Consider the following 12,700-nt stretch of genomic DNA (forward strand, 5'->3'; position numbering starts at 1 on the left):
GGTTTATCCCTCTTTAATAAGTAAAGTTGGTAGATAAATCAGGTTGTCATTGATTTCTGGGACGTTCAATTTTGTTGGGCTAAAGCCATCTATGACGATGGTGTAGTTGCCCGGTGCAACGCCTTCCACAACGAACCTGCCTGATCGATTAGTGAAAAATTCATACGTTTTCTGTTGTCCAACCAACTGACCTTGGAAGAGCTTTAATGGTTTTTCTTGTCCGATCTCAATTTTACCAATGATGGTTTTCGATGCTGCCGATCCGATTTTTATTAGATGGCCTGTTTGTGATCCTGGCGTAATGCTGTACTCGTGGTCGCCAAAGTCATAACCTATCGGTGCGTCTGGCACATCAATGTAGATACTGGACAATTGGTGCCCTCCAGACAACTGAACGGCATTACTAATAGTATAGGTAGATATTGCTTCTGCAGGATCATCTGCAACCGCATTAATTTCTACATCAGCATCTAACGAGTTATGAACGGCAATAATTGCCACTGGACCATTGATGGGACGTGACCAAGCTAAGTTACCGTCAGCCAGGGTAAGCGCTGTACTTGCTCGTAAAGAAGCGGTTTGGTAGTTTGCTGAGTTATCAAATGCTAGGTGAGAAACCTTAGCATCTGTGATAAAACGGTTTGCCACATAATTACCCTCGAAAGAGTAAGTTTGAGAGTCGCTCTCGCCTTCAGCAGTCATCGCATAGCCATAACTGCCCGTATAGTCCTCTGATGGGCGTTGAAATTGAGCTCGATAGGTATCTGGTTCGTTGGAGTAGGATATATTTGCATTGTATTCTCCATTGTCAGAGTTCCAGTCCCAATCTGCTGAAAAAGTAAAACGGGTTTCGTCAATGTTTTCATTTGGGTTATCTTCTTTCTCTATACCAGCAGAGAGTGATATATTATAAAATTGCCAAGCAACTTCAGTAGAAGCCTGCCATTGCACTTCAGCCTCTTCAAAATCACGATAGTCACCGCTCAGGATTAAACTAAGGTTATCCGTAATACTGAAAACGTAGTTTGAAAAGACACGAAGTCCAGTACTCGCATCTGCAATCTGCCAGGGTAGTGCAAAATAATTATCCTGGTATTCACTACCAAGGCGAAAGTTTGGGGAGCCATAACTGTCTGTTCCCCATAGTTGATGGGAATAATCTAAGCTGTAGATGCTACCTGTATCGTTATTGGGCTTGTTGTTTTGTGCTGAAGCTCTAACGCCTAAATTCCCCCAATCAGAACCTATTGTTGCAATCACGCCTAGTTGCTGTCCTTCAGGGTGATACAAAGCGTTTGCACCGGCTGTTAAGGTATCGCTAATACCATAGTCATAATAACCAGAAGTTACCCATTGCTCGTCGTCATACTTAAAGTTGTTATCTTCAATCGTCGACGTTAAACCAGAGTAGAATCCAAAATCTGAAATACCTTCGCGTAACAAACGCGAGTTAAAGAACTGGCTATAAACGATGGTATCGGTTCGACCTGATTGATAACTAATATCCAACCGAACATCATTGGTACCAGAAACGAGAGGCAAGTCGTCTAGTGTATATCGACCTGGAGGTAAGCGAATTTCAGTGAGAAAAACGTCGTTAATATAGACTTCTATATCAGCACTCTCATTCAGTACCAGTGGTTGAGTTCCGCCATTTTGGATATTCCGGGTAGGTTGTAAGTCTTGGTACAAACGTTCAAAAGCAAGTCCACCGAGAGGTGTACTAGGAAGGTGTCCGGCACTTGCTTGGGTTACATCGCCAAAGGTAAGTCGAAAAGGGGTTGTCGGTTCATCGAAGAAAAGACGAGCTTCGCCACGATAGACGTCAGAGTTGATATCGTTACCACCAGTAACAAAACCGGAAATGTCAATATTAGCGCCTCGAACGCCGCCAATATTGGTTTTTAATAACCATTCACCAAGCCACGTTTGGGTGTCCTCTGTATTAGAGTCGTTAAACAAGGAGTAGTCAGTACTGGCATTTAATGTATTTTGCATTGTCCAAAAAGCGCTTTCTGAGTATTGGGCGGGTTCATATTTGCTACCAAACGAAAGCAAAAACTCAGCAGCAGCGGTTTCATCAATAACTAGGTTAATATTTTGATCGGAGGAATTGAAGGTTGCACTGATACCCATATGGTTCAGTTGTTCTATCGTAATGTACTCTTCGGAGAAATTTCGTAGCGCCACCAATGTCTCAGGGTTGATCAGCTTTTCAGTTGCCTGCACAAGCTGTTCTACGTTAATGGATCCAACAGTCATACCATCAGAATACGCATTTACTTCGCCGATAGTGTTTTCCCCCCAAGTTACTGGGAATGGGAACAACCAACTTTGCGCGAGCGCGGTTTGTATAACAGTAATGAGAGTGAGACATAAAATGAGATTTTTCATGAAAACCTCACTAGTCTATTGTTTTAACAGAAACTTTCTCTGGCTGCCCTAATTCACTTGGTAAGGTGTACTTGACGGTTGTTCCTGGCATTAAGTAAGCGCTTGTCTTTTTACTTAATACTTCCCAATCGACCGTTTTGTTTGCTTTGTCACCAGAGAAGCTGAACTCCATACCATTCATGTTCAGTACTCGTTTGCCATCGTTACGGATAGCAACCTGGCGATTTTGGAGTGTAGTAGTTGGAATTGATTTACTGGATGTGGGAGAGACAAAAACCAAAGTCGCAAACTCTAATAACATGGAAATAGAACTGTCGTCATCTTCCTCAATTTGATTTTCTAGTTCAATTTGCGAAAAGACGATACGGTAGGTGACGGTTTGTTTTATAGGTCCTGTTGGCATGTAACGTACGCGGAAAGTCTGAGATTTTTGCCCGTCAATTTTAGCTTGAGGTGGAAGGACGAGAAACTCATCTTCCGATGGTGTTAAAATTTCTTCGCCAGTAGAAAAATCAGTTTGATAGACATTTACTTCTAAGAGGATTGGTTCTTCTTCCACATTAGTCACTTTATACAAGCCTTGTGCATTTCGACCAACATCATCAAGTTCTAGATAGATTGGGCTGACTTCGTACGCGAAAAGGGCTGAGCTGAACAATAAAGAAAATAGAAGAGTTATAATCCTAGTCATTGATATTTCTCCATAAAATAAACTTGGCTCGAGAACCGAGCCAAGTTTCTTGCCTAAAAGACATTATCCATAAAGCGTCATTCGGTTATTAGCTTGCTGGACCTGCTGCAGCAAGACTCACTTTGATTTTACCTTTATATTTACCTGCTCGTGCAAAGCCTGAATCTTCAGGTTGTACATAAATTGGATGCTTGTTGATTTTGTTCACCAAGTGTTCGCCCAATGATGGAATTGGCGACGCCGTTACCTCCATGCCATGGTCGTTTTCGGTGTTCGCCACCGTATCTGAACCAATTTTCACTGCGTAGTTAATTTTTTCACTCATATTGTGCTTGGTTACGCCGTTTAGCTGGTAAGCTGTTACTGAAAACTCCAAATCAGTTCCGTAGTTACACCATGCACGCAAGTTACCTACCAAAACTTCCTTATTGTTGAAGCCATTGGACCATGAATCCTCGTGCACTTTGTTCGCTTTGCGTAGAACGTTATTCTTCACATCTTTCTTACCTATTCGCAGTAGACAGCGTTTTGGAACTCGGCCTTCAATTCGAATCGTTTTTTGGTCCGTGTTACTCAGTGTCGTAAAGTCCACAGCATTATTAAATTGAACCGCAGAAGCGCCAAAAGAAAGTGAAGCGGCTGCTACAGCAGTAGCAAGAAGTAACTTTTTCATAACTCAATCCCTCGTTAGTTAAGATGCATATCTGTGCATCGCCTCTAAAGACTACGAGGGAACGGTTAGTCAAACCTCATCACATGGAGTGAAAAATATCGTTTGCATAGGGTGAGTTTAGAATGAGTTTTGTCATAATTCATTTTTCTTTTGATTTAACCTTGTTGCTACCTAGTTAGCGCTTTTTACTTGAGCAAGAAGTTCATATCTCGATCGTAAGTTTAATTTACGAAGTAAGTTTGATGAGTGAGTTTTCACTGTATTGATACTGACGTGCTGCTGAGATGCAATCTGAGAGTTTGAAAGCCCCTTTAGCATCAATGTGCAGGTATCCCTTTCCTTTTTAGTTAACTCTTTGTAATTGATTATATTTTCGCAAGCTGATTCATAATTAGGCTCATTGCTTTGATAGGAAGAAACCAGCTTATTTAACACTGACCTTGGGAACCATATATCTTCTTGATAAACAGATAAAATTGCTTTCGATATAAACTCAAAGTGCTGACCGACTTGCCCTGAAAAGCCTTTCTCTAGCCATACTGTAGAGGTATTGTCATTCACATTGACTGCTAACCAAAATTCGTTTCGTTCATGTAGGATAAATCCGTATCTTTTGGGGCATGGCATTGTTTGAATATCAAATAAAACAACCGTTTCAGGTTCGAGTTTCGGTACTTGCACAAAGCATTGGGAATGAGTGATTTGCGCGCTAGGAATAGATACCGAAAGTAGGTCTTTTATCACCCTATAGTATGAATTATTGCGGGTAAGGACATGAATGTCTAACGCGAGTTCAGAATCAACTTCCATGATTGACCTCTCTATTTACTCATACACAAAATCTTTATTAATCGCTAGGTTAATGGGGAGTTATCCCACTGTCTCTGGTTCAATAATATTAGTATTGATTGAGCATTATTCAATGGAATGGATGTGCTATTTGTTTTAATTATTGATTTTCAAAGGAAAATAATAAAATTGAATGGAATGCGCACCAATGGGTTCATACTTTAGTACCGTAAATGGTGCGTTTGTTAAAGGTAGGGACTAGCTAGTTTTTAGTTGGATGTAGATTTGCTCTACCTTGGTACGTGCCCAATCTGTTTTACGCAAAAACTTTAAGCTCGATTTAATGCTTGGGTCTTTTTTAAAGCAGTTGATATTAACCATGTAACTCAACTCTTCCCAACCGTAATGTTCAACCAATTCAGTTAGCAGCTTTTGAAGCGTGATACCGTGAAGTGGGTTATTTGCTTGTGTCATGAGATTTACCCGTCATTTATTTGCTCTCAGTATATCAGCTTAGCCATCAGAGTTTCCCGACCATTTCAATGAGAAGTCGGTATCGACGATATTGAGCATTTCCCTTCCTTTGTTACCAAACTCACAGACCTGCGTTTCTATCCATTTGGAGAAGCGTTGAATCTTATCGCGATGAAAGTATCCCGGTGGCGCACATAAGAAATAGTTGTATTTTGGTCTTAGCGCTGTATGACCAATTCTAACTAGCTTCCCTTCTTGCAGGTATCGATACACCAAGCTGTGTTTGACTAAAGCGACTCCTTGAACAGAGAGTGCCCCTTCTAGTACAAAGTGAGAGCCATCAAACTGCAACGTGGTGTGACCGCCTTCAACGCCTACTTCATTAAGCCATATTGACCAATCCATGTCTGGCCATCGGTCTTCAATTAGCTCGGCTTTGTGCAGGTCCTCGACACTGTATATTCCATACTTCTCCTGATAGAGCGGATGACAAACAGGATATAACACTTCATCCATTAGCCAGCGCGACTCTAGATTTGGGTAGTTACCGTGCCCATAGCGTATACAGATATCGATACTCGAATCCTCAAAGGTGATCAGCTTATTGGTCGGTTCAATCAACATAGAAAGATCTGGGTGTCTCTCTCTGAAATCCCCAATCCTTGGCACCAACCAATGCTGGGCAAAAGATGGAACGGTCGAGATCGACAGCTGAGTGGGATTAGGGTCCTGGTTTATTTGTCTGACCCCATCTTGAATATGGGCAAAGCCTTTCTTCGCTTGTAGGTACAGTACTTCGCCTTCATGAGTTAATACTATTTTTCGGTGTTGGCGAATAAACAGATCTGCGCCTAACCACTCTTCAAGTTGGCGAATTTGTTGGCTGACTGCTGCGGCTGTGACAAATAGCTTTTCTGCTGCCAGCTTAAAACTGCCTGTTTCAGCTGCCGTATAAAAATAGTAGATCCCTTGGAATGGTGGGGTACGCTCTCTCACATTAGTTTTCCTTAACTGAATGCCAGTATCTATCGTTTGTCGACGTTGCTCTGCTGGTTGATTATTGACCACAACAAAGCAAAAGATCAACAGGAGAAAGGCTATGAATACGATCACAGCAACAGCAAATACCAACCATTCATTTTTGTCATCATTATCAATTAAGAAATTCTATTCTAAATTAAGCCTGTACTTTCAAAATCGTAGAACCAGAAAGCAACTGTCTGAGCTACCCGATTATTTACTTAGAGATATCGGGATTACGTCGGAACAAGTCGAGAAAGAACTGAAGAAGTCATTTTGGGAGTGATTCAAGGCAACGTAGCTTTTAACTCGACGTTGCTTTAACTCAACATAGTTTTGTCGGTGTCGGCAGGTTTACGTTACCGTTCTATGTTGAGTTAAGTTTATAGTTTATATAAAGAAGTGGGAGATGAGATTTAACTCTCCAATAGCTCGTTTACTTCTTCGTGCAACCAATTGGTGAACGCGGTAATACGCTCTTCTCTCGGGGAGTTAGGATCAAAGCATAGGTTGACTTGAACCCCAGGTGTCATGCCTATATCAAAGGGCTTCACTAGTAAGCCGCGTTCGATGAAGTCACCAGCTAAGCTGTCTGTTGCCAAGCAAACCCCATGTCCCGCCATGACCGTGGTTAGCCCCATATCAAAGGTACCGACTTCCATCCACTGAATGGTGCTGCTTTGAGTCGATATGTTTGCTTGCCTAAACCATTCATCCCACGGGAAACAACCGCTATCAAACTGAATCAGCCAACATTTGAGGAGTTGTTCAGGTGATGTGAAGTTCAAAGAGTTTGCGAGTTTAGGGGAACAAAAAGGGTAAACCGGTTCGTTGATTAGCATCTCTAGAGTCAAGCCTTCTTCAACGCATAGATCTTCACCTTGTCGAATAGCCACATCAATTTCGCCATGTTTTAAATTTGGTGTATCACACCCTGTTAGTATCTTAATTGGGATCTCTGGGTGCTTTACCGAGAACTTCCACAGCCTAGGCAGTAACCAACGAGAAGCAAAAGAGGGGGGACTTCTAACAACAAGTAGCCCTTGAATAGGTTCTGATTGGATCTTGTTTAACCCCAGCAGAATATCTTGAAATCCATCAGAGACATGTCTAAAAAGTGTGTGCCCTTCATGCGTCAAAGTCATTGCACGCCCCTTACGAATAAAGAGCTTACATCCAACCTGTTCTTCTAACTGTCGAATCTTCTGGCTGACGGCTGCTTGAGTGACGAACAGCTCTTCAGCAGCTTTGCTGTAGTTGCTCAAGCGAGCCGCAACTTCAAAGTAACGGAGACCTGAAAGGTGACGCAGTCTATTGTCCATAATCTCAGCTTATAGTTCTTGTTAATAATGGTTGTTCGATTATCGAACAGGTTGTTTTCATAATAGCGATAAATACAAAGGGAATACAAGAGAGAGAACATGAAAGCAATAACCTGTTGGGTCGGAATATTTGTTACTCAGGTACTTAAAATCAATGATAATACTAAGGTGAGGAAGGGGGCTAAATCTAGACAAGTTGTTTGCTCTAAATCGTTAAGTCATCGAATGAAAAAGGATGTCGGTTTAGATTGCGAGAGTAGTGATGCTGCGGATTATACTAAGTACTTATAATGTGAGCTTACAAAAAAGGAGCCATAATGGCTCCCTCTCGATTTTAATTATTCTTCCCAAACCACCAATTTATCTTTCGGCCAGTTATGACCAACTTCATGGTATTTCTGCTCAAGGATATGTCGCTTGATTTTGAGAGTCGGGGTTAACACGCCATTCTCAATGCTCCATGGTTCCTTAATCATCAATACACCTTTGATCTTCTCGTGTGAACCAAGCTGCTCGTTCATTTTCTCGATAACGCGCTTTGTCGTTTTCTCATAGCGAGCTCGATCGAAATTAGGGAAGTCATGCGGTACCACAAGTAGGATTGGACCAGGTAGGCCAAGACCTATCAAACACATCATTTCTACGCGGCTGTACTCAAACAGTTTGTTTTCGATTGGTACAGGGGCAACAAACTTACCTTTAGCGGTTTTAAAGGTATCTTTCTTACGCCCACGAATCGTTAGGTAACCTTCACTATCGATATCACCGATATCACCGGTATGAAGCCAACCATCCGAGTTAAAAGACTCTTGGGTTGCAATATCATTCTTGTAGTAACCAGAGAATAAGCCTTTGCCTCGAACTAGAATCTCTTCATCTTCAGCTATTTTGAGTTCGATCCCTGGACCTGCATTACCAACCGTACCAATTTTATCGGCTCTGAATGGGTAGTTGAGCGTGCTGTAGGCGAAAGACTCTGTCATGCCCCATGCCTCGGTAATGTGCAGGCCAACACTCTCATACCATGCGAGTAGAGCGGGTGATACAGGTGCAGAACCACATCCAAGAACGCGAGCTTGGTCTAACCCTAAGCCATCAGCAAGTTTCTTCTTAATGATGTTGTTGATAAACGGAATCTTCAGTAAGAAGTTCAGTTTCTTCTGTGGCAATTTGTCTTGGATTCGCTGCTGGAACAGAGTCCATAAGCGAGGAACTGAAATAAACAGCGTAGGGCGATGCATTTTCACATCATCAATAAAGGTGTCTAAAGATTCAGGGAAAGCCGTAACCACGCCCCCCATTACTGAAGAACCAAAGATGTAAACGCGTTCTGTAATATGAGCAAGCGGTAGGTAAGAAAACAGGCGATCGCCAGGTTGGATCCCAATATGGTCAATCAACCTTTGAACAGACCAAGTAAACGCGCCGTAGGTGAGCATTGCGCCTTTTGGTAACCCTGATGTACCCGATGTATAAACAAGTGACATCAGCTTATCGTCGTGATGCTGAGGGCGTTTGGTTGATGGTTCATGTGTCTCAATGAGCTGCTCGAAAGTGTGTTGGCACTTCGCTGCGCTGTCGTATGGCAGTGAAATACTCACCAAGCTCGGGTTGTCATCAAGTACTTTTTGAGTGGCTTTAGGATCGTCAAGCTTACCCGCAATCACAATTTTACATTCACTGTGTTCAATACAGTACTGAATGGTATCTGCACCTGCTGTTGGAAAGATTGGGACGCTGACAAAATCTCCTAACATCATGGCAAGATCGCAGATGAACCACTCTGCACAGTTTTTCGATACGAGAGCGACTCGATCGCCAGGTTGGGCTCCGAGTCCTTCTAATGCTGACGCCAGTTTCAGTGCTTTGTCGGCTACTTCTTTATAAGTAAATTCGACAAATTGACGGTTAATAATCTGTTTCAAATAGACTTCATCTGGGCGATCTTCTGCCCATTTTAAAATCATGTCATTGGGTGTAGGGAGAGCTGTTGCTTGTTCTTGGCTAAACTCGTTAGGCTGAATCATTGTCTAACTCCATGTTTTTCGCTAAGTTATTTTTGGTTATTTTTGTTAAAATCATGTTAAATGTACCATGATTTTTTCTTTTAGGGAGTAAAATTAGCGTTTTCTGTTATCTGTGCAGGCACGTCTGTAGCTTGCAGGGGTTACGCCCGTCCTTTTCTTAAAAATTCTTGAAAAATACGACACATCCTTGTAGCCACATTGATAAGAAATTACAGCTATTTTTGATTCGGTATCCGCCTCAATCAACTTTTTGGCTAACAGTATTCGTTTATCGCACACAAAGTCTCTAAAGCTTACTCCAAAGTGTAGATGAAACTTTTTAGAAAAATAGGTTGCTGAACAGTGACATTTTTCAGCTATGTCCGTTTCTCTTATTTCCTTGTTAATGTTATCCATAACAAAATTAACAACTTCAGAAGTAAACTGCTTGGTCGGCTCCTGGTTGTTGCTATTCATGTCTCTATCGAGGTCGAAGTGTGCTTCAAAGATATGCTGTGTTTTACTCTTTAATTCTTCGAAGGCACTGGTCAGATGATTGTTACTCGTTTCTATAATGAAAAATATATTCTTATGATTTCGAATGATATTAGGTATCTCAAATGGAGAAATTAAAACTATCCGCTTGTTTAGGTTTTTACAAATAGATAATGCCATGGTAAGTAATTGAATTTCACTTTCTCTATTTAAAATGAAAAATACAATTCTTACATCTAAGTTACTGATAACTGATATATCTTGTTGAAAATTTTCCACAGGGAAGTAGCGACTAATTTTATTTATAATAATTGAATTAAACTCGCTATCTATATCTGATAGCAGTGGTGTTATTAATTTCATTTCTACTAAACCTGTATCATATATAAAGAGCCAGATGTGAAAATTTAGAAATAAGGGAGTTATTACAGAGATTAGAAGTACAACAAAAAAGTGCAAGTAAATGGCAAAAAAATCCTAACCGAATGTGTGACTCACCTCTAGATTTACTTTACAGGTAAACGAAGCCTGTTATGAAAATCAAGGAGAGGTTGTCATGGGTAAGTTTTTGAATAATTGCAAAGAATTCATGAAAGATGAAGAAGGGTTGACTGTAATCGAGTATGTAATCGGTGCAGCATTATTGGTTTTAGGCTTAACAACTGTATTTTCTGGCCTAGGTAATACTCTGGCAAATAAATTAAACGCTATTGTTGCTAACGTTGGTAACACTACGAGTGGTGGTACGAGTGGTGGTTGATACGATCATGGATAAGAAAAGAGCAAGACAGCAAAAAGGGCTTACTACGGTCGAATACGTGATTGGTGCTGCTTCACTTGTTCTTGCTGTTGGATTTATTTTTTCTGGAATGGCAACAGCCTTACTTAGTAAGTTCCAGAGTATTATATCGAGTGTATAAATAGAAAATATGATTAATGAGCCTTCTGCTTTTTGGGCGCTGCTAATTGCAGTTTCGGTATACGATGTTGAGAAGCATCGTATACCTAATAAAATATTGATACTTCTTTTGTTTGTTTATTTTTTGTCAATGTTTGATAGCAATTATACGTTGGGCTTTTTCTTGTCTTCATTAGCAGGGTTTGCAGTACTTTTTGGGTTTGGTTTGCTTTTGTATTTTATGAGAGCAATGTCTGCAGGTGATGTGAAGTTATTGGGCGTTGTTGGAATGTATCTTGGGTGGGGACAAATACTTGATGCATCGTACTTTATCTTACTTGCTTCTGGGATGATCGGATCCTTTTATTTACTGTATAACTACGCTAACTCAAGTAGTGTCAGCATTAAAGGTTATTTCCAAAATAAACTTATTTTATTGAGTGGTGTTTCACCAGTCAAAGATGAGCGTACTAATTTTCATAATCGATACTTAAATAAAGTGACAATGCCTTTTGCCCCCTCTGTTGTCATAGGATTAGCGATGTATAGCTATTTTAATTAAAGCTGTTGTTGGTAAGCTTTGTGGAGAGGAATAATATAATGGATATTATAGGGCATACGGCTTCAACAACATTAAAACCGCAAATATCAGCTCCTGTTGTCCCAACATCACTTGATACGTTGGGAATTCCTGAAGTCGTGATTGAAAATCTCGTACTTAAGCATTTGTCTGCATACCCTAAATCGGACGTTTTAGAACTTTCCAACCATATATGTGTTGTGACTCATATTGTGGAAAGTGCTTTGGCGGTATTGAGGAAAAAATCTCTAATTGAGGTTTTTCAACCTACCTCAGATCTTTCTCTCTCATCTGCATCACATAGTCATGTTCGTTATTCTCTCTCAGAGAAAGGGCTAGAAGAAGCCGATTTAGCTTTCAAGCGTGATGCTTATTTAGGTCCAGCCCCAGTTTCTCTTGAGCAATATAGTGAGGTGGTCAAGCAGCAAGACCTTAGGGCTGAGCTCGTGACTCGTCCACATGTCGAGGCGGCGTTAAGTGATGTCTATGGCATAGATAAAATGATTTCCGTCCTAGGGCCGGCAATAAACTCAGGGCGAGCCCTTTTGTTATATGGGCATGCTGGTACTGGTAAAACCTTTGTTGCTAGCCGTATTGTCAACGCTTTGCACACTTCGGTGTTTATTCCTTATGCCGTCTATGCGCTTGGCAATATCATCAAGGTTTTCTCTGCACAACACCATAAACCTTTAGATAGAAACGGCAGTACCAAAGCTATCTCGCTAAAAGATCAATACGATAAGCGCTGGCTTAACTGTGAGAGACCGAATATCCAGGTCGGTGGTGAGCTCACCATGGATATGCTTGAGGTGAATCACTCAGAAAACAGTCGAGTCTGGTTAGCCCCGGTACAGATGATGGCAAACAATGGAATTTTCGTGATAGACGATCTTGGCCGTCAACCTATGCCTGTAGACACATTGCTGAATCGATGGATAGTGCCGATGGAGTACGCTTTTGATTATCTATCGCTGCCCAACGGTCAGCAAATTACGATGCCGTTTGTTTTAACTCTCGCCTTCTCTACCAACTTAAATCCAAAGAAGATCAGTGATCCCGCATTTTTGCGTCGTTTAGGTTACAAAATTGAATTTAAGCCTCTTATGCAGCGTGATTACGAAGCATTGTGGATGAATGTTGCCGCAGAGAAAGAGGTTGAACTTCAAGATGGTTTCTTTGAGCGTTTATCCCAAATGCACACTTTATACAAAGTGCCATTTTTCCCCTGCTTGCCGAAAGATCTGGTAGGTATAAGTAAAGATATTCTTTCGTTCGAGCAACTCCCGCCTGTTATCACATTCGATATTCTTTCCATGGCTTGGGAAGTTTATTTTACCTCTGATGGACATGAGGAATAA

General features: G+C 41.1%; 14 protein-coding genes. 5 read left to right on the forward strand and 9 right to left on the reverse strand.

What is annotated here, in order from left to right; all coding sequences use genetic code 11:
• Positions 1-3 precede the first annotated feature (3 nt).
• The 6 genes from AB4307_RS02230 to AB4307_RS02255 form a co-directional block, all read right to left on the reverse strand.
• Complete coding sequence (locus AB4307_RS02230; RefSeq protein ID WP_372054892.1) at positions 4-2,394, reverse strand: fimbria/pilus outer membrane usher protein; 2,391 nt, start codon at positions 2,392-2,394, stop codon at positions 4-6.
• Positions 2,395-2,404: 10 nt separating this feature from the next.
• Positions 2,405-3,085: a fimbrial biogenesis chaperone gene (locus tag AB4307_RS02235; RefSeq protein ID WP_102319913.1), complete on the reverse strand. Its 681-nt coding sequence runs from the start codon at positions 3,083-3,085 to the stop codon at positions 2,405-2,407.
• Between the two features lie 88 nt (positions 3,086-3,173).
• Entirely contained in the window at positions 3,174-3,758 is a 585-nt protein-coding gene (locus tag AB4307_RS02240; RefSeq protein ID WP_372054894.1) for a hypothetical protein, read from the reverse strand.
• A 171-nt stretch (positions 3,759-3,929) separates the two neighbouring features.
• Positions 3,930-4,568, reverse strand: a complete 639-nt coding sequence (locus AB4307_RS02245; protein WP_102319915.1) for a response regulator transcription factor — start codon at positions 4,566-4,568, stop codon at positions 3,930-3,932.
• 237 nt (positions 4,569-4,805) lie between these two features.
• On the reverse strand, positions 4,806-5,021 hold the full coding sequence (locus tag AB4307_RS02250; protein WP_372054898.1) for a VF530 family protein: 216 nt from the start codon (positions 5,019-5,021) through the stop codon (positions 4,806-4,808).
• Between the two features lie 39 nt (positions 5,022-5,060).
• The gene (locus AB4307_RS02255; protein WP_372130959.1) at positions 5,061-6,017 is read right to left on the reverse strand and encodes a LysR substrate-binding domain-containing protein; all 957 of its coding nucleotides are present in this window, start codon (positions 6,015-6,017) and stop codon (positions 5,061-5,063) included.
• 103 nt (positions 6,018-6,120) lie between these two features.
• On the opposite strand from AB4307_RS02255, the gene AB4307_RS02260 reads away from it, so the two are divergent.
• Positions 6,121-6,327, forward strand: a complete 207-nt coding sequence (locus AB4307_RS02260; RefSeq protein ID WP_017063291.1) for a DUF1127 domain-containing protein — start codon at positions 6,121-6,123, stop codon at positions 6,325-6,327.
• A gap of 130 nt (positions 6,328-6,457) precedes the next feature.
• Here the strand turns inward: AB4307_RS02260 and AB4307_RS02265 are convergent, their stop codons facing one another.
• From AB4307_RS02265 to AB4307_RS02275, 3 genes are all read right to left on the reverse strand, one after another.
• Positions 6,458-7,363, reverse strand: coding sequence for a LysR substrate-binding domain-containing protein (locus tag AB4307_RS02265; protein WP_372130960.1), 906 nt, complete (start codon positions 7,361-7,363; stop codon positions 6,458-6,460).
• A 338-nt stretch (positions 7,364-7,701) separates the two neighbouring features.
• Positions 7,702-9,390 (reverse strand): AMP-binding protein, encoded by a 1,689-nt coding sequence (locus AB4307_RS02270; protein WP_102319917.1) that lies wholly within the window; start codon positions 9,388-9,390, stop codon positions 7,702-7,704.
• Positions 9,391-9,483: 93 nt separating this feature from the next.
• The gene (locus tag AB4307_RS02275) at positions 9,484-10,227 is read right to left on the reverse strand and encodes a helix-turn-helix domain-containing protein (RefSeq protein WP_171732469.1); all 744 of its coding nucleotides are present in this window, start codon (positions 10,225-10,227) and stop codon (positions 9,484-9,486) included.
• A gap of 193 nt (positions 10,228-10,420) precedes the next feature.
• Here AB4307_RS02275 and AB4307_RS02280 point away from each other — a divergent pair, with 193 nt between their 5' ends.
• From AB4307_RS02280 to AB4307_RS02295, 4 genes are read left to right on the forward strand one after another with little or no spacing between them, the layout of a single operon-like run.
• On the forward strand, positions 10,421-10,624 hold the full coding sequence (locus AB4307_RS02280; protein ID WP_372130962.1) for a Flp family type IVb pilin: 204 nt from the start codon (positions 10,421-10,423) through the stop codon (positions 10,622-10,624).
• Between the two features lie 7 nt (positions 10,625-10,631).
• Positions 10,632-10,784, forward strand: coding sequence for a hypothetical protein (locus tag AB4307_RS02285; RefSeq protein ID WP_198594302.1), 153 nt, complete (start codon positions 10,632-10,634; stop codon positions 10,782-10,784).
• Between the two features lie 9 nt (positions 10,785-10,793).
• Positions 10,794-11,324, forward strand: coding sequence for an A24 family peptidase (locus AB4307_RS02290; protein WP_061032534.1), 531 nt, complete (start codon positions 10,794-10,796; stop codon positions 11,322-11,324).
• A gap of 38 nt (positions 11,325-11,362) precedes the next feature.
• On the forward strand, positions 11,363-12,700 hold the full coding sequence (locus AB4307_RS02295; protein WP_061032535.1) for a DUF8689 domain-containing protein: 1,338 nt from the start codon (positions 11,363-11,365) through the stop codon (positions 12,698-12,700).

Source organism: Vibrio sp. 10N.261.52.C2 (assembly GCF_041471425.1).
In the GTDB taxonomy this organism is placed as follows: domain Bacteria; phylum Pseudomonadota; class Gammaproteobacteria; order Enterobacterales; family Vibrionaceae; genus Vibrio; species Vibrio crassostreae_C.

Excerpts from the sequence above, each read along its gene's own strand:
- AB4307_RS02230 (WP_372054892.1), bottom strand. The coding sequence starts at position 2,394 with ATGAAAAATCTCATTTTATGTCTCACTCTCATTACTGTTATACAAACC.
- AB4307_RS02235 (WP_102319913.1), bottom strand. The coding sequence starts at position 3,085 with ATGACTAGGATTATAACTCTTCTATTTTCTTTATTGTTCAGCTCAGCC.
- AB4307_RS02240 (WP_372054894.1), bottom strand. The coding sequence starts at position 3,758 with ATGAAAAAGTTACTTCTTGCTACTGCTGTAGCAGCCGCTTCACTTTCT.
- AB4307_RS02245 (WP_102319915.1), bottom strand. The coding sequence starts at position 4,568 with ATGGAAGTTGATTCTGAACTCGCGTTAGACATTCATGTCCTTACCCGC.
- AB4307_RS02250 (WP_372054898.1), bottom strand. The coding sequence starts at position 5,021 with ATGACACAAGCAAATAACCCACTTCACGGTATCACGCTTCAAAAGCTG.
- AB4307_RS02260 (WP_017063291.1), top strand. The coding sequence starts at position 6,121 with ATGAATACGATCACAGCAACAGCAAATACCAACCATTCATTTTTGTCA.
- AB4307_RS02265 (WP_372130960.1), bottom strand. The coding sequence starts at position 7,363 with ATGGACAATAGACTGCGTCACCTTTCAGGTCTCCGTTACTTTGAAGTT.
- AB4307_RS02270 (WP_102319917.1), bottom strand. The coding sequence starts at position 9,390 with ATGATTCAGCCTAACGAGTTTAGCCAAGAACAAGCAACAGCTCTCCCT.
- AB4307_RS02275 (WP_171732469.1), bottom strand. The coding sequence starts at position 10,227 with ATGAAATTAATAACACCACTGCTATCAGATATAGATAGCGAGTTTAAT.
- AB4307_RS02280 (WP_372130962.1), top strand. The coding sequence starts at position 10,421 with ATGGGTAAGTTTTTGAATAATTGCAAAGAATTCATGAAAGATGAAGAA.
- AB4307_RS02285 (WP_198594302.1), top strand. The coding sequence starts at position 10,632 with ATGGATAAGAAAAGAGCAAGACAGCAAAAAGGGCTTACTACGGTCGAA.
- AB4307_RS02290 (WP_061032534.1), top strand. The coding sequence starts at position 10,794 with ATGATTAATGAGCCTTCTGCTTTTTGGGCGCTGCTAATTGCAGTTTCG.
- AB4307_RS02295 (WP_061032535.1), top strand. The coding sequence starts at position 11,363 with ATGGATATTATAGGGCATACGGCTTCAACAACATTAAAACCGCAAATA.